This is a genomic window from Pyramidobacter porci, assembly GCF_009695745.1.
In the GTDB taxonomy this organism is placed as follows: Bacteria; Synergistota; Synergistia; order Synergistales; family Dethiosulfovibrionaceae; genus Pyramidobacter; species Pyramidobacter porci.
Window position 1 is genome coordinate 46031 of record NZ_VUNH01000006.1, and the last position, 15706, is coordinate 61736.

The following is a 15706-nucleotide window of genomic DNA, read 5'->3' on the forward strand; positions in this document are numbered from 1 at the left end:
AGGAAAACGCCGGTTCCACAGGAATTTTCGCTATCCACAGCGAAAGCAGGAAGGGAGTCCGCCACATGGAACGAAACTACCACACGCAGATGGAAGCGGCGCGACGCGGCGTCGTCACGCCGGAAATGGAGATCGTCGCGAAGAAAGAACGCTGCGGCGTCGAGGAACTGATGGGCTGGATGGCCGAGGGCACAGCCGTGATCCCCGCCAACCACGGGCATCGGGGCCTCGATCCCAACGGCATCGGCAGCATGCTCAAGACCAAGATCAACGTCAATCTCGGCGTCAGCCGCGACTGCACGGACTACGACGTGGAAATGCAAAAGGTGATGAGCGCCGTCGCTCTGGGCGCGGAGGCGATCATGGACCTGTCCAGCCACGGCGACACGCGGCCTTTCCGCCGCAAGCTGTGCGGCGAGTGCCCCGCCATGATCGGCACCGTGCCCGTGTACGACGCGGTCATCCATTACCGGCGCGACCTTTCCACGCTCAGCGCTCAGGATTTCGTCGACGTGGTGCGCCTGCACGCGGAAGACGGCGTTGATTTCGTCACGCTCCACTGCGGCATCACGCGCAAGACCATCGAGCAGATCAGAAGCTGCGGACGGGCGATGAACATCGTCAGCCGCGGCGGCAGCCTTGTCTTCGCCTGGATGTGCATGACCGGCGAGGAAAACCCGTTTTATTCCCATTTCGACGAGATCCTCGACATCTGCCGCGAGCACGACGTCACCATCAGCCTCGGCGACGCCTGCCGCCCCGGCTGTCTTGCCGACGCCACCGACGTCTGTCAGATCGAGGAGCTCGTCCGCCTCGGCGAATTGACCCGCCGCGCCTGGGACAAGGACGTTCAGGTCATGGTCGAAGGCCCGGGGCACGTGCCGCTGGACCAGATCGCCGCCAACATGAAAGTGCAGCAGACTATCTGCCGGGGCGCGCCGTTCTACGTGCTCGGCCCCCTCGTTACCGACATCGCTCCCGGCTACGACCACATCACCGCCGCCATCGGCGGCGCGGTGGCGGCGGCCAACGGCGCGGCCTTCCTGTGCTACGTCACGCCCGCCGAACATCTGGCCCTGCCCAACGTGGACGACGTCAAACAGGGCATCATCGCCAGCCGCATCGCCGCCCACGCCGCCGACATCGCCAAGGGCATTCCCGGCGCGCGCGAGCAGGACGACCGCATGGCCGCGGCGCGCCGCAAACTGGACTGGGACGCGCAGTGGCTGGAAGCCGTCGATCCGGAAACCGCCAAAGCCATCCGCGCAAGCCGCGCGCCCGAGGACGACCACAGCGAAACCTGCAGCATGTGCGGCAAATTCTGCGCCGTGCGCAGCATGAACAAGGCTCTGGCCGGCGAGTACATCGACATTTTGTAAAAACGAGCCGCCGCGGGGACGCAAAAGGATCCTCCGCGGCGGTTCGTCTGTTGCCGAAAGACGGCGACTCATTTTCGGTCGATAGTTTGCAAAGAAGCGTCATTCGTCATTTCAAGCCAAATGTTCCACGTGGAACACTCGGGAACATCCGATTCAAATCGTTTCGCGAACGAGCGCGACGAAAACGGTCTGACCGTGTTGATGAGTGCCGTCCAATTCAATCCGCATATTTGCGTCATCAACGCCCTGATTAAAAACGGCGCCAGAGTGAACGGTCACGACCGTCACGGCGCTGATGCACGCGGCCGGGAGCAGCGAATATCCCGCGCCCTTTTCAACGAAAGCGAGAATGAACGCCGGTGCTCTGGGCGCGCCGGAAAACGAAAAAACGGAACCTGCTTTTTCAGGCTCCGTTTTTTGTGGCTCCTTGACAATGGGCGTCGCGATCGAGTCACCTTTAGCCGAACTTCCGTGCGGTCTCGACGATCAGGGCCGCGGCGGCTTCGCAGCCGAAGGCGCTGCTGTTGAGCGTAAGGTGGTAACGGTGGATATGGCCCCACTTGCTGCCGGCGTAATACTGGTAGTGTTTGGAACGGATCTTGTCGTTGCGCTGCACGGTTTTCTCGGCGCCCTCCGCGGGCAGGCCGTATTCGCCGACGGCGCGGGCGACGCGGTCGGCCAGCGGCGCGTGGATGAACACGTTCAGGCAGTCGGTGCGGTCGCGCAGAATGTAATCGGCGCAGCGCCCGACGATGACGCAGGGGCCTTTCTCGGCCAGCTCGCGGATGATCTTGCTCTGCAGGATAAAGAGATTGTCCGAAGCGGGCAGCCCGTCGTTGATGAACATCGAATTAGCGTAATAGCCGTTAGCGGCCAGGTTGAACAGATAATTGGGCGTGACCTGCTCTTCGGTGTTTCTGATGTAATCGATGGCAAAACCACTCTTCTTGGCGGCGAGGTCGATCAGGACCTTGTCGTAGAATCCGTATCCCAGCATTTTGGCAGCTTGTTCGCCGATGCTGCGTCCGCCGCTGCCGTACTCGCGACCAATGGTGATGATGCGTGCTGTCATGTGAATCAGTCCCTCCTGCCTCTTGAGAATGGATTTTATGCAGATTGTTCGGGAAGAATGGTGCGGCCGGGAATAAAGGCCCCACTGCTTATAATAAAATACCACAAATACCGCCTTTTTTCCAGCATCGGACTGAAGCGACGGCGATCTCTCCGAAGCCCGCGGGGGAAAAAGGAGCTCGCGAGGAATGGTTGTCGGAATTGCCGTAACAGTGAAAATTTATTTCAATTCCGCTCTTGACAGACGGGAAACTACGGTTATAATTTTCACCAACAGATGAATATGGATAAAGGCGATGAACCGGATCCCGTCGATTCGTCATTTTCACGGCGCCAGAGAGGAGATTCCACAGGCTGGAAGAATTTCCGCGTGAAAGAATCTGACGGGCAAGGCCCGGGGAGCTGGAATTGAAAAAGCGCGCCTGGCGCCGGAGTAAATTTCCCGGATTGACCCTCGTGATCGGGTCCGAGCGGGATGCAGCGATGCGTCCAAGCAGGGTGGTACCGCGAGACTGATCTCAGACTCGTCCCTACAGCGTGGGGGCGAGTCTTTTTGCTTCCCGCGCTGTCACGGTCCTCCCGGCGGGACGGCTGCGTTCAAGCAGGGTGGTACCGCGTGCCGAAAATGTGAAGCGCGTCCCTGTGTATTTGCGAAGAATACACGGGGACGCGCTTTTTTGTGAACTTTTCCGAAGGGATGGGATGGCAATGAATCATCTGATCTGGGGTGGCTGCGACACAGTGACGCTGGCAAAACAATACGGCACGCCGCTGTACGTGATGGACGAAGCGATGCTGCGCGACCGTTGCAGAAGGCTGCGCGCCGCGGTGGCGGGACGGAACGCGCGCGTCTGCTACGCCGGCAAAGCTTTTTTGAACGTCGCCATGGCGCGTCTGGTCGACGAAGAGGGGCTGTGCCTCGACACGGTGTCGTTGGGCGAGTTCCACGTCGCCTGCGCGGCGGGCTTCCCGATGGAGCGCGTGACGCTGCACGGCAACGCCAAGACGGAGGCGTTCCTCGCCGCCGGGCTGGAAAAGCGCGTCGGCACGGTGGCGGTTGACAGCGAGGACGAGCTGGCATTGCTGGCGAGCCTCTGCGCGAAACGCGGCCTCCGGCAGAAGATCCTGCTCCGCCTCAGCCCCGGCATCGAGGCGCATACGCACCGTTTCATCCAGACGGCGCAGAAGGACTGCAAGTTCGGCGTGCCTCTGGCGCATCTGGAACGCGCCGTGCGCTTCGCCCTCGGCGCGCCGGGGCTCGACCTGGCGGGGCTGCACGTCCACGTCGGCAGCCAGATCCGCGACGTCGAGACCTACCTGCTGACGGCGGACCGCATGACGGAGATCATGCGCAGCCTGCGCGAGGCGACGGGCTTTGCGGCGCGCGAGCTCGACCTCGGCGGCGGCTTCGGCATTCCCGAGCGTCCCGGCGCGGCCGGGGCGCCGGCGGAACGTTTTGTCGCCGCCATCCTCGACCGCGTCGACGCGCGCTGCGCCGAACTGGGGCTGCCCCGTCCCGAAGTCGCTTTCGAACCCGGGAGATGGGTGGCGGGTGAAGCGGGAATTACGCTCTACACGGTGCAGGGCGTCAAGGAGATCCCCGGCGTGCGCACCTACGTGGCGGTGGACGGCGGCATGACGGACAATCCGCGCCCGCAGCTTTACCAGGCGGAGTACGGAGTGCGCCTGGCCAACGACACGGATCGCCCCGCGGGCCGCCGCGCCGCGATCGCCGGGCCGTGCTGCGAGACGGGCGACGTGTTGACGCTCGACACGCCGGTGCCGGAACTGCGCCGCGGAGACCTGCTGGCCGTGCCGCTGACGGGCGCCTACAATTATTCCATGTTCAGCACCTATAACTGCGCCCTGCGCCCCGCCGTGATCTTCGTCCGCGACGGACAGGCCCGCGTGGCGGTGCGCCGCCAGACGTTCGACGAGCTGCTGTGCGGTCAGCTGGAGTGAGCGGGGAATTCGCGGCGGAACGCCGCCGCTGGATCCGATAAAACGGTATGAGCCGATTTCGATTTTCGAGGAGGTCTTTGTGATGTCTCACCGTCGAATTTCTTGTGTACTTTTCGTCGCGGCCGCTCTCTTTGCGGCGCTTTGCGGAACGGCGTTTGCCGCCGACGAAGCGGCCTCGCCTCAATTCGGGGTTCTGTCGCTGCTGCCGCCCGTGGTCGCCATCGTGCTCTGTCTGACCACGCACGAGGTCATTCCCTCGCTGTTCGTCGGCAGCTGGATCGCCGGCACCATGATCAGCGACTGGAATCCGATTTACGGTTTTGGCGCGGCCATCGAGAACATCTGGAACTCGCTCGGTGATCCGTGGGGCGCCCGCATCTTCATGACGTGCATCGTCATGAGCGGCATGGTCGGCGTCATGCAGGCGGGCGGCGGCGTGCGAGCCGCCGTCAACGCCCTGTCGCGCAGGATCAGAAGCAGCCGCAGCGCCATGCTTTTCACCGAGCTGGCCGGGATCGTGATTTTTTTTGAGGACTATGTGACCGCCGCCGTGGTCGGCACGACGATGCGTCCTATTTCCGACAGCTACCGGGTGTCGAAAGAAAAGCTGTCCTACCTCGTGGACAGCACGGCCGCTCCGGTGGCGGCCATCGCCGGCGTCTCGTCCTGGGTGGCCTATATGGTCGGCCAGATCGGCAAACAGTACGGCGAGCTCGGCATTCAGGGCAGCGCTTACAACACGTATCTTCAGTCTATCCCGTTCGTGTTCTACAATCTGATCGCTCTTCTGCTGGTGACGCTGGTGGTCCTGAGCAGCCGCGATTTTGGGCCGATGCTGGCCGCCGAGCGCCGCGCCCGCAGCTCCGGCAAAGTCCTTCGCGACGGCGCCATGCCGTTGACGAGTGCGGCCGGCGATCCCGACCTCGAACCGGCCGAAAACGTGCCCGACCGCGTCGTCAACTTCGTGCTGCCGGTCGTGTTTCTCGTGGTTTTCATCGTCGGCATGCTGCTGGTCACGGGAGGTTTCCCAAAAGTGGGGCTGAGCGAAGCCATGGCCAACTCCGACAGCTCGCTGGCGCTGATCTACGGTTCTTACGCCGCGGCGGTGATGACGCTGGCGCTGTTCCGTCTTCAGCGCGCGGCCAGCCTGAGCCGCCTGTTCCGCGGCTTTCTCAAGGGCGGCCAGGCGGTCTTCGTCGGTTCGATGATCCTCATCTACGCCTGGGGCATCAGCGCTTCGATCAAATCCGTCGGCACGGCGGCATATCTCGTCTCGGTCACGAAGGACTTTCTCTCGCCCGCTTGGATCCCGCTGCTGACCTTCCTGACGGGCATGGTCATCTCCTTCTGCACGGGCACGTCCTACGGCACGATGGGAATCCTGATGCCTATCGTCGTGCCGCTGCTGGCCAAAGTTTCGGCCGCGGCCGGCATCGACGTGACGACCTACATGCTGCCCACCGTCGGCGCCGTGTTCGCCGGCGCCGTCTTCGGAGATCACTGCAGTCCCATCAGCGATACGACGATCATGTCGTCCATGTTCTGCGGCGCCGATCACATCGACCACGTCAAGACGCAGCTTCCTTACGCGCTTCTGGCGGGCGTGGGGGCGGCGGCAGGCTATCTCTGCATTGCCCTCGGCCTGAATCACTGGCTGTCGCTGGCAGTCGGAGCGGCGCTGGTCGCGGCGGCCTTCTTCGCCGTGTCCGGCCGCGTCGATGACTACGTTTCCGCCGGCGGCGAAACGCAGGATTGAAATGCGCGGCCCCCCAGGCGGACCGTAGAGATGCAGGAAACTGAATCTGACGAACGAACGATGATGTTCCACGTGGAACATTTTGCGCGTCCCCCGATGACGGTTGAGCCATCGGGGGACGCGCTGTCGTCGGAATCTGCTCGGCATCCGTCTTTGGAACCGGCGCGGCGGGCGCGCCGGGATCGCGGCGTGGTAAAATTGTCGGAAAGGACAATGTCCGTTTGCCGCCGCTTATTTAGAATCGCCCCAGAGAGAGGAAGATAGCCCATGGCCCTGATGTTCACGAAAAAATTTTCGGTCCCCCGGTCGGAGGTGACGCCCTGCAGCGCGCTGAAACCGTTTCACCTGCTGAACATGTTTCAGGACGCGGCGGACGGCGCCGTCGACGCCATGGATCCGCCGCCCGACTACTGGCGTTGCGGCTGTGCCTGGATGCTGCACCAGTATTCGATCCGCCTCGACCGGCCGCTGATGAGCGGCGATGCGGGCGCGATCAACACGGGGCACATGCCGCTGCGCGATCTCTATTCGGTGCGCCGCTTCCGGCTGCTCGACGGGCGGGGAAAGCAGACCGGGCTCGCCGACAGCATGTGGATCTTCGTCGATCTGGCCTCGCGGCGTCCCGTGCGGTTGAGCCGCCATCTGCCGAGGGTGTTCATGGAAAAGGCCGAGGAGACGCCGTTCGAACCGGTCTTCGTGGCGCCGAAAAGGCTGGAGCGCGCCGATCGGTCCGTGCGGCTGCACGTGCGCCTCGGCGAGCTGGACGCAAACGGCCACGTCAACAACGCCTATTACCTGAGCTGGGCTGCCGAGGCCGTGCCGCGCGAGGTCTACATGAGCTGCGGTCTCGTCGGGGCCGACATTCTCTACAAGCATGAAGCCGTCTACGGCATGGACCTGACGGTGACGACGCAGCAGGACGGCCTGGACTTCCGTCACGAGATCCGAAGCGACGGCGGCGAGCTGATCGCCCAGTTCTCGACGCGCTGGGCCGAAGTGGGGAGCGCGCGGCCATGATCGCCGCGGCGGATCTTGGCGGTCACACGCTGACGGCCGGGTTGGTCGAAAGCGGGCGCGTGTTGCGCAAAAAGACCGTGCCGACGCCGCCGCAGCGCACGCCGGCAGCCGTCTGCGCGGCGCTGGCGGCGCTGCTGGCGGAGCTGGGGGCCGGTGACGCGCCGCTGGTCATGGGCGTGCCGGGCATGGTGCTCGACGGCCGGAGCATCGGTTGCTGCCCGAACCTGAACGGCTGGGATGGGCTGACGGACTATGCCCTTGGCGAACTGACCGGGCGCGAAACGTCCCTCGCCAACGACTGCGACTGCGCGGCGCTGGGCGAGATGCGCGGCGGCGCGGCGCGGGGACTGAAAGACTTCGTCTTCTGCGCGCTGGGCACCGGCGTGGGCGGTGCCGTGATCGTCGGCGGCCGGCTCGTGCGCGGCCGGCGCGGCCGCACCGGCGAGATCGGTCACTTTCCGCTGCTGGAGGACCGCGGCTGCGGCTGCGGCGGACGCGGGCACGTGGAAAGCTTCTTTTCCGCCGACGTTCTGGAACGCGCCGGCGAGAAATACGGCTACGGCCGCGACATGAAAAAACTCTGGGAACAGCGCGAGAACGCCTGGCTGGCCCGTCCTTTCGCCGAGGGACTGCGCGCGCTGGCCTGCGCCTTTACGACGCTGACCCATCTGCTCGACCCCGAGGCGATCGTCGTCGGCGGCGGCCTGTCGCGTCTCGACGGGCTGCTTGACGATCTGCGCGACTACATGCAGCCGCTGCTGTCGCCCGTGTACCGCCCCGGGCCGGAGATGCGGCTGGCGCGCCTCGGCGAGGACGCGCCGCTGCTCGGCGCCGAAGCTCTGTGGGCGGAAGTTCACCCCAACGGGTGATGCGTTTCGATAAAGTCGGCTTTATGATCGGTTCAGATTGAGGTTCCGCGCCCCGATCCGGAGAAAATGAAACGATCCAAAAGGAGAGATTGATCCATGAAAAAACTCTGTGCTCTGTGTCTTTCCCTGTGTTCCGTCCTGACGGCCGCGGCCGCCCTTGCCGCCGTGCCGCCCATGCCCCAGCAGGTTCAGCAGCGGTCGGACGGGGTCCTGCCGCGCGACGGGAAGCTGCCCGAACTGTCCCACGATCACACCGACAAATGTCCGCCGCTTGACAAGGACAAGGTGCACCTCGTCTGCATCCTCGACCGTTCCGGTTCGATGCAGCACCTCACCGGCGACACCATCGGCGGCTACAACAGCTTCATCGACAAGCAGCGTCAGGAAGCCGCTTCGGCCATGGTCACCACGGTGCTGTTCGACCACCAGTACGAGATTCTTTACAGCGACAAGCCGATCAAGGACGTGGCGGCGCTCACCGAGAAGGAGTACTTCGCCCGCGGCAGCACGGCGCTGCTCGACGCGGTGGGGCGCACGGTCCTGCAGGTGGACGGCGACTTCAAGAAAAACGGGACCTGCCCCAAGTCGGAGCTGGTGATCTTCATGATCATGACCGACGGGCTGGAAAACTCCAGCCGCGAGTTCAGCCGCGCCGCCGTCAGGAAGCTCGTCTCCGACGCGCAGGAAAAGTACGGCTGGCAGTTCATCTTCATGGGCGCCAACATCGATTCCGTGGCCGAGGCCGGCTCGCTGGGCATCCGCAAAGAAGCCGCCATGGACTACGCCGCCGATTCCAAGGGCGTGGGGGCCGTCTACGAGAGCGCCGGCGAAGCGGTGAAGATGCTTCGCGAGAAAGGGCAGCTCGACGGCAGCTGGAAAAAAGCTCCGGCTCCCGAAAAGAAATAACGTCGTGTAGAATAAGTGCCGGAGAACTCTCTCGCGAAGAGTTCTCCGGCACGTTTCATTCGAATCGGAGGTGGCCGAAAATGAAAAAGAAAATGATCGTCGCTGTCATCCTGTGCCTGGCTTTCGCCCTGCCGGGAAGAGGCGCGCCGAAAGAGCGCTGGGAAGTCGGCGAAGTGGACACGGCTTTCAAACTGGTGGGGCCCAATCACAAAGTCGTCGTCGAAGCGTTCCGCGATCCCGATTTCCCCTCGATCGTGTGCTATGTCTCCTACGCCAAGGCCGGCGGTGTCTCCGGCGCTCTGGGGCTGGCCGAGGATCCGGCGCGGTTCTCGCTGTCGATCGTGCGGACCGGGCGCGAGCCCATCGTTCCCGATAAACGCCAGAAAAAAGAGACGCAGGTGTTCAAATCCCGCTCGGCCATTTTCCGAAAGATGAAGGTTGTGCGCTTTTACGACGGCGAGACCGACTGTTTCGTTTATCTCGCCACCTCCACGCTGTTGCTCGACGGCAGCCCCTTCAACGCCATCGCCGTGATCCCGCTGGCGGGAGAACCGGGAAGCGGAAAGTGACGAATCTCCGCCGCTTCGCGACGTGTTTTTCGCTTGCTTGACAAATACCTAATAGGGGTATATTATGCACTCATAACGAGTCGGGGGGAAAGAATACATGGACGAAAAATGCTGCGCGCGCGTTCAGCGTACCAAGGAGCGCTCGCCCGAAGAGTACCGCAAGCTGATCAACCGCCTCAGCCGCATCGAGGGACAGATCCGCGGCATCAAGGGCATGGTGGAAAAGAGCGCCTATTGTCCGGAGATCCTGATCCAGTGTTCGGCCGTCACGGCGGCGATGAACGCCTTCAACCGCGAGCTGCTGGCGAACCACATCCGTTCCTGTGTGCTCGACGACATCCGGGCAGGGCGGGAGGGAACGATCGACGAGCTGCTGGCGACGCTGCAGAAGCTGATGAAGTGACGGCGATTTTTTTGCAGGAAAAGAGGTTTTCGCGATGGAGCAATACAACGTTACGGGCATGAGCTGCGCGGCCTGCAGCGCCCGCGTGGAAAAGGCCGTGTCGAAGGTCCCCGGCGTCAGCGCCGTTTCCGTCAGCCTGCTGACCAATTCCATGGGCGTGGAGGGAACGGCGTCCGAAGCGGCGATCGTCAAAGCCGTGGAACAGGCGGGCTACGGCGCCTCGCTCAAGGGCGCGGGGACAAAGCCCTCCGCCGCGGCGAAGCTGGCCGAAGACGAGGAGGCGCTGAAGGACCGCGAAACGCCGGCGCTCAAACGCCGCCTTTTCGCGTCGCTGGGCTTCCTGGGGGCGCTGATGTACCTTTCCATGGGACATTCGATGTGGGGCTGGCCGCTGCCGCGGTTCTTCGACGGCAATCCCGTCGCCGCGGGGCTGGCGCAGATGATCCTGGCAGCCGTCGTCATACTGATCAACAAAAAGTTTTTCACGAGCGGCTTCAAAGGGCTGATGCACGGCGCGCCCAACATGGACACGCTGGTGGCGCTTGGCTCGGCAGCGTCGTTCGCTTACAGCGTCGCGGCCCTGTTCCTGATGACCGGCGCGCAGGCGCGGGGCGACGCGGCCGCGGCGGCGCATTATCTGCACGAGTTCTACTTCGAGTCGGCGGCCATGATCCTGACGCTGATCACCGTCGGCAAAATGCTCGAGGCCCGCTCCAAAGGGCGCACCACCGACGCCCTCAAAGGGCTGATGAAACTGGCGCCTCAAACCGCCACGCTGCTTCGAGACGGCGCCGAGACCGTTGTCCCCATCGACCGCGTGCAGGTCGGCGACGAGTTTGCCGTCCATCCCGGCGAGAACGTGCCCGTCGACGGCGTGATCCTCGACGGCCATTCCGCCGTCAACGAAGCGGCGCTGACCGGTGAGAGCGTTCCAGTCGACAAGGCCCCCGGCGACAAAGTCAGCGCCGCCACGGTCAACCAGTCCGGCTACCTCCGCTGCCGCGCTACCCGCGTCGGCGAGGACACCACGCTGTCGCAGATCATCCGCATGGTCAGCGACGCCGCGGCCACCAAAGCCCCGATTGCCAAAGTCGCCGACAAGGTGTCGGGCGTCTTCGTCCCCGCCGTGATCGCCGTCGCCCTTGCGACCACCGCTGTGTGGTGGCTGCTGGGCGAAGAGTTCGGCTTCGCGCTCGCCCGCGGCATTTCCGTGCTGGTCATCTCCTGTCCCTGCGCGCTGGGCCTGGCCACGCCCGTGGCGATCATGGTCGGCAACGGCATGGGCGCGCGTCACGGCATCCTCTTCAAGACCGCCGCCTCGCTCGAGGCTGCCGGCCGCGTGCAGATCGTCGCCCTCGACAAGACCGGCACCATCACCAGCGGCGAGCCGAAAGTGACCGACCTTTTGCCCGCCGATGGCGTGAGTGAACGGGAACTGCTCGAGCTGGCCTGCGCGCTGGAAAGCAAGAGCGAGCACCCGCTGGCCCGCGCCGTGATGCAGAAAAGCCGCGACGAAGGCCTGGCCGCGGCGGAAGTGAGCGGTTTCCGCGCCCTGCCCGGCAACGGCCTGACCGCCGCGCAGAACGGGGAAGAACTGCTCGGAGGCAGCCTCAAGTTCGTCGCCGGCCGCGCCGCCGTGCCCAAGGACATGAACGCCAAGGCCGAAGCGCTGGCGGAACAGGGCAAGACGCCGCTGCTTTTCACGCGCGGCGGAAAGTTCATGGGCGTCATCGCCGTGGCCGACACCATCAAGGAAGACAGCCCGCAGGCCGTGAAGGAACTTCAGGACATGGGCATCCGCGTCGTCATGCTCACCGGCGACAACGAACGCACCGCCCGCGCCATCGGCGCGCAGGCCGGCGTCGATCAGGTCGTGGCCGGCGTACTGCCCGACGGCAAGGAAGCCGTGATCCGCGAGCTGCAGAAGCGCGGCAGAACCGCCATGGTCGGCGACGGCATCAACGACGCCCCCGCCCTCACCCGCGCCGACACCGGCATCGCCATCGGCGCCGGCACCGACGTCGCCATCGACGCCGCCGATGTCGTGCTCATGAACAGCCGCCTCAGCGACGTTCCCGCTGCCGTGCGCCTCAGCCGCGCCACGCTGCGCAACATCCACGAGAACCTGTTCTGGGCCTTCTTCTACAACGTCGTCGGCATTCCGCTGGCGGCCGGCGCCTGGATCTCCCTGCTGGGCTGGAAGATGAGCCCCATGTTCGGCGCCGCGGCCATGAGCCTGTCGAGCTTCTGCGTCGTATCCAACGCGCTGCGGTTGAACTTCTTCGACCTGCGCAGCGCGAAAAAGGATAAAAAGATCCGGCCCGTGGGGCTGGACAGATTGAATCGGAAAAGGAGAACGGAACAATGACCAAGACACTGAACGTTGAAGGCATGATGTGCGGCCACTGCGAAGCCCGCGTCAAAAAAGCCCTGGAAGCCGTGGAAGGCGTCGCCTCCGCCGAAGTCAGCCACGAAAAAGGCACCGCCGTCGTCACGCTGAGCAAAGACGTCCCCGACGCCGTGTTGAAAAAAGCCGTCGAGGACCAGGATTACGCCGTTGCCGCGATCGAATAAGACTTTTCACCGCCACAAGTTGCATCAAGCTCAGGTCGGAACGTTCCGGCCTGGGCTTGATGCATGTCATAGTGTGACAGAAGCCTGGTGTGCTGAAGTTCAAAAGTATCGATGATTATACTACTTTTTAATTAAAATGCTGAACACAAGGGCGTTGCGAAGGAGATTCACAAAGCCCTTGTGTTCAGCATTTTAATTGAGAAATAGTATCATTTGCTGAAATGTTCACACTCATGTGGCTGTTCTGATGGTATGAAGAAATATTTTGTAATTGTATTTCGTACTTTTGCTGATTTCTTTTAGGTTTCCCCTTCGATGCACAACCAAGAACTTTCAGTTTCCATTCGATTCTCTTGTGCTGGCTCTTCTTGCGCGTTTGTTCAATTTCTGCTTGTTGTCCTTAGAAGGTCGTATATTTGGATATTGCTCAGTATATTTTAAACACGTCATAGACTGTGATACTTAACTTTAATCATGCTATTAAAATAATATTACGTCTTACCCTCTGATGTCCAGTCTACTTCCATAATAGGTCAAAAAATAATAATAGCTAATATTATTTTATTATAATTCTTGCAAATTGATCTTTATCGGACAGAAATTGTGAAATCTTATTTATATATCACCATTATAACAGCATAATTCTTTCGTTCTTTACAAATAAATTTCATTAATATATAATGCCTATATCGGTTTCGTACTTAAAAATCGAGCCGGTCAAAGTATTCCACATCCATTTTCGTATATGGAGGGAGTGTTTTCATGCTAAACGCGTTATCTCCTATCGGCGTAATGGACGCCGGACTGGGCGGCTATACCGTCGTCAGGGAACTGCAAAAAATTTTGCCGTGCGAAGACATCATCTATCTTGGCGAAGGCAAATACCAGCCCTACGGCAACCGCAGCAGGGAAGAGATTCTCCATCTGACGCGCCAGAGCCTTTCCTTTCTCAGAGATCAGAGTGTTAAAGTTGTCGCCGTGGCGTGCAACACTATCTCAACGTTGATCGACGCCTACCAGCCGGATTTTGACTTCAGAATCTTCAGCATCGTCCAGGCTGGGGCCGACGACGTGATCGCACTTAAACTTTCCGAAGTTGGCGTACTTTCCACCATGTTCACGGCCAAGACAGGGCAATATGTACAGCTGATCCGGGCTGGGCTGCCGGAAACAAAAGTCTATTCCAAGGGATGCCCGTGGCTGGCGCGTATCATCGAAGATGGCGATCTCGATCAGAAACGCATCAACGCGGAGCTGAAAGATACGCTTGGCGTCCTCGTTGCTGCGCACCCCCACCTTGAATCGCTCGTTCTCGGCTGTACGCACTTCCCGCTCATCATCGACAACATTAAAAAACTGTATCCGCAGTTTACGCGCTTCATAAACCCTGCCGCGTCGCAGGCTCGAATGGTCAAAGCATATTTGAAGCGCGAAAACGCCCTTCGCCCAAACGGGCAGGGAACGCTGAGCATCTGCACTACAAGCGACACGAAAGTCTACCGCCGTATGGCGTCGTTCGTCGGCCTGAAAAACATTGAAAGCATCCGTCTCGTTCCGGCTCCGACGCCTCTGGAAAAATAACGTTTTGCATTCAACCTGTAATAAAAAGGTAAAGAGTTTTCAAGGCTGTAATTGTACCAGAACCATACATTCTTAGGGGGGAGCATGATGAAAAAGTTTTTCGCGTTTGTAATGCTGACGGCTCTGATAGCCGTGTCTGGCGAGGCTCTGGCGGCTTCGTGGCCGAAAGGGCGAACCGTGCAGATTTACGTTCCGTTCGCAGCAGGTGGCAACTCTGACTTGTGTGCACGCATCTTTGCCAAAGCGCTAAACAAGAAAACGGGGCACAACTTTGTTGTCGTCAACCAGACCGAAGGCAATGGCGCAGTATGTTACAACACGGTTGCCAACGCCCGCAAGGATGGCAGCGTAATCGGCTGGGTCACGCCGAGCTGGTTTACCAGCTACTTCGCGGGCAACCACGACCTTAACCCCACTGAAAAGTTCAGCACGGTTGCCGTGACCGAAGCAAAAACGTCGCAGTATCTGATCGTTCCGAAGAATTCCCCGTTCAACACGGTGCAGGATCTGGTCGCATACTGTAAAGCCAATCCTGGAAAACTCCTGTTTGGCATGCAACTCGGCTCGGCTTCTCACTACTATGCTGAAAATGCCCGACAGAATCTGGGCGTCGAATGGAATTATGTCGAAACTGGCTCTGGCGACGCAAAACGCGTGACGGCTATCATGGGCAATATCATCGAAGCGACTACGGTCGCGGTTACGCTGGCTCAACAGTATCTGGAAGCCGGCGAGGTCAAAGTGCTTGCCGCGCTTTACGTACCCGAAAGCACGCCAGAATCGTTGAGAAACGTTCCGACGCTCAAAGACGCCGGTTTTGCCGATATCACCGTGAAAAACTGTAATTTTCTCTACACCGCCAGACTTGACGACTCACTCTGTGAGGAAATTTACAGGACATTTGCCGAAGTATTCAACGACGCTGAGGTTCAGAAACAGCTTGCCGACATGAATCAGGAGCAGGTACTCTGTCCCTCGTATGTTGATGCCGTAAAGATGGTTGAAGGCCTATATGACAGCTACCGCAATGTCGCGGCTTCGCTTGGCATCCTTGCGCCCGGCATGTAACGCAATCTGAAAAAGCCGGCGCCTTTTGCGCCGGCTTTTTTGCCAAGTTTCATTTCATAGGAGGTGATTTTCGCATGAGATTCAATAAGACTATTGCGTTCAGCATCGGGTTGATTACGTTTGCTTGCTTCGTGATTGCTCAGTCGCTAATGCTCAAGTCGCTGTTTCTCTCTCAGTCGGGCGATATCGGACCTAAAGCTTTTCCCATCGGCGCGGCTGTGGCTCTGATCCTCTGCGCGGTCGGCAAGATGGGCACGGAAGGACGGAGACCGGCCGTCCCGCTTTTTACTCGCAAGGGCTGGAAACGTGTCGCACTGATGTTCTCCATTCTTATCAGCTACGTAGCTGCGATACACTGGCTGGGGTACATTATATCTACGCTTGCGGCTGTGCCTTTGATGGTGCTGTCCATGAGCGAAAAGAGCAGGCTCACCCCGCTTGTCCTGGCTGTCTTTGCGATTGCCGTGACAGCAGTGCTGTGGTTCATCTTTGAGTACATCATTATGGTACCACTGCCCTTTGGTAAACTGATCGAAGCTCTTGTCTATTAG

Annotated in this window: 14 protein-coding genes; 13 read left to right on the forward strand and 1 reads right to left on the reverse strand. The window is 60.8% G+C overall.

Annotated elements, in window-relative coordinates; genetic code table 11:
- The first annotated feature begins 65 nt into the window (after positions 1–65).
- Complete coding sequence (gene thiC, locus FYJ74_RS06465) at positions 66–1379, forward strand: phosphomethylpyrimidine synthase ThiC (RefSeq protein WP_154528769.1); 1314 nt, start codon at positions 66–68, stop codon at positions 1377–1379.
- A 457-nt stretch (positions 1380–1836) separates the two neighbouring features.
- On the opposite strand, the gene FYJ74_RS06470 is transcribed toward thiC, so the two are convergent.
- Positions 1837–2451 (reverse strand): cytidylate kinase-like family protein, encoded by a 615-nt coding sequence (locus tag FYJ74_RS06470; protein ID WP_154528770.1) that lies wholly within the window; start codon positions 2449–2451, stop codon positions 1837–1839.
- Between the two features lie 707 nt (positions 2452–3158).
- Between FYJ74_RS06470 and lysA the strand changes: the two genes are divergently transcribed.
- The 12 genes from lysA (at position 3159) to FYJ74_RS06525 (ending at position 15706) form a co-directional block, all read left to right on the forward strand.
- Positions 3159–4412, forward strand: coding sequence for a diaminopimelate decarboxylase (gene lysA / locus FYJ74_RS06475; RefSeq protein ID WP_154528869.1), 1254 nt, complete (start codon positions 3159–3161; stop codon positions 4410–4412).
- A gap of 82 nt (positions 4413–4494) precedes the next feature.
- Entirely contained in the window at positions 4495–6168 is a 1674-nt protein-coding gene (locus FYJ74_RS06480) for a Na+/H+ antiporter NhaC family protein (protein WP_229769386.1), read from the forward strand.
- A 267-nt stretch (positions 6169–6435) separates the two neighbouring features.
- Positions 6436–7185 carry an acyl-[acyl-carrier-protein] thioesterase gene (locus FYJ74_RS06485; protein ID WP_154528772.1) on the forward strand — a complete coding sequence of 250 codons (750 nt, stop codon included), beginning with the start codon at positions 6436–6438 and terminating at the stop codon, positions 7183–7185.
- Positions 7182–8054 carry an ROK family protein gene (locus tag FYJ74_RS06490; protein WP_154528773.1) on the forward strand — a complete coding sequence of 291 codons (873 nt, stop codon included), beginning with the start codon at positions 7182–7184 and terminating at the stop codon, positions 8052–8054. The genes FYJ74_RS06485 and FYJ74_RS06490 overlap by 4 nt, the downstream gene beginning before the upstream one ends.
- Positions 8055–8150: 96 nt before the next feature.
- Complete coding sequence (locus FYJ74_RS06495; protein WP_154528774.1) at positions 8151–8960, forward strand: vWA domain-containing protein; 810 nt, start codon at positions 8151–8153, stop codon at positions 8958–8960.
- 80 nt (positions 8961–9040) lie between these two features.
- Positions 9041–9529 (forward strand): CreA family protein, encoded by a 489-nt coding sequence (locus FYJ74_RS06500; protein WP_154528775.1) that lies wholly within the window; start codon positions 9041–9043, stop codon positions 9527–9529.
- 97 nt (positions 9530–9626) lie between these two features.
- Positions 9627–9932 carry a metal-sensing transcriptional repressor gene (locus FYJ74_RS06505; RefSeq protein WP_154528776.1) on the forward strand — a complete coding sequence of 102 codons (306 nt, stop codon included), beginning with the start codon at positions 9627–9629 and terminating at the stop codon, positions 9930–9932.
- Positions 9933–9966: 34 nt separating this feature from the next.
- A complete protein-coding gene (locus FYJ74_RS06510) occupies positions 9967–12300 on the forward strand; it encodes a heavy metal translocating P-type ATPase (RefSeq protein ID WP_229769387.1) in 2334 nt (777 codons plus the stop codon).
- Complete coding sequence (locus tag FYJ74_RS11955) at positions 12297–12506, forward strand: heavy-metal-associated domain-containing protein (protein WP_326830895.1); 210 nt, start codon at positions 12297–12299, stop codon at positions 12504–12506. The genes FYJ74_RS06510 and FYJ74_RS11955 overlap by 4 nt, the downstream gene beginning before the upstream one ends.
- Before the next feature lie 762 nt (positions 12507–13268).
- A complete protein-coding gene (gene murI / locus FYJ74_RS06515; RefSeq protein ID WP_154528777.1) occupies positions 13269–14087 on the forward strand; it encodes a glutamate racemase in 819 nt (272 codons plus the stop codon).
- 87 nt (positions 14088–14174) lie between these two features.
- Positions 14175–15155 carry a Bug family tripartite tricarboxylate transporter substrate binding protein gene (locus tag FYJ74_RS06520; protein WP_195838833.1) on the forward strand — a complete coding sequence of 327 codons (981 nt, stop codon included), beginning with the start codon at positions 14175–14177 and terminating at the stop codon, positions 15153–15155.
- A 74-nt stretch (positions 15156–15229) separates the two neighbouring features.
- Positions 15230–15706, forward strand: coding sequence for a tripartite tricarboxylate transporter TctB family protein (locus tag FYJ74_RS06525; protein WP_154528779.1), 477 nt, complete (start codon positions 15230–15232; stop codon positions 15704–15706).

What these genes read in the sequence shown, in the direction of transcription:
- FYJ74_RS06505 (WP_154528776.1), top strand. Translation starts at nt 9,627, where the DNA reads ATGGACGAAAAATGCTGCGCGCGCGTTCAGCGTACCAAGGAGCGCTCG.
- thiC (WP_154528769.1), top strand. Translation starts at nt 66, where the DNA reads ATGGAACGAAACTACCACACGCAGATGGAAGCGGCGCGACGCGGCGTC.
- FYJ74_RS06525 (WP_154528779.1), top strand. Translation starts at nt 15,230, where the DNA reads ATGAGATTCAATAAGACTATTGCGTTCAGCATCGGGTTGATTACGTTT.
- murI (WP_154528777.1), top strand. Translation starts at nt 13,269, where the DNA reads ATGCTAAACGCGTTATCTCCTATCGGCGTAATGGACGCCGGACTGGGC.
- FYJ74_RS06485 (WP_154528772.1), top strand. Translation starts at nt 6,436, where the DNA reads ATGGCCCTGATGTTCACGAAAAAATTTTCGGTCCCCCGGTCGGAGGTG.
- FYJ74_RS06510 (WP_229769387.1), top strand. Translation starts at nt 9,967, where the DNA reads ATGGAGCAATACAACGTTACGGGCATGAGCTGCGCGGCCTGCAGCGCC.
- FYJ74_RS06520 (WP_195838833.1), top strand. Translation starts at nt 14,175, where the DNA reads ATGAAAAAGTTTTTCGCGTTTGTAATGCTGACGGCTCTGATAGCCGTG.
- FYJ74_RS06495 (WP_154528774.1), top strand. Translation starts at nt 8,151, where the DNA reads ATGAAAAAACTCTGTGCTCTGTGTCTTTCCCTGTGTTCCGTCCTGACG.
- FYJ74_RS06500 (WP_154528775.1), top strand. Translation starts at nt 9,041, where the DNA reads ATGAAAAAGAAAATGATCGTCGCTGTCATCCTGTGCCTGGCTTTCGCC.
- FYJ74_RS11955 (WP_326830895.1), top strand. Translation starts at nt 12,297, where the DNA reads ATGACCAAGACACTGAACGTTGAAGGCATGATGTGCGGCCACTGCGAA.
- FYJ74_RS06490 (WP_154528773.1), top strand. Translation starts at nt 7,182, where the DNA reads ATGATCGCCGCGGCGGATCTTGGCGGTCACACGCTGACGGCCGGGTTG.
- lysA (WP_154528869.1), top strand. Translation starts at nt 3,159, where the DNA reads ATGAATCATCTGATCTGGGGTGGCTGCGACACAGTGACGCTGGCAAAA.
- FYJ74_RS06470 (WP_154528770.1), bottom strand. Translation starts at nt 2,451, where the DNA reads ATGACAGCACGCATCATCACCATTGGTCGCGAGTACGGCAGCGGCGGA.
- FYJ74_RS06480 (WP_229769386.1), top strand. Translation starts at nt 4,495, where the DNA reads ATGTCTCACCGTCGAATTTCTTGTGTACTTTTCGTCGCGGCCGCTCTC.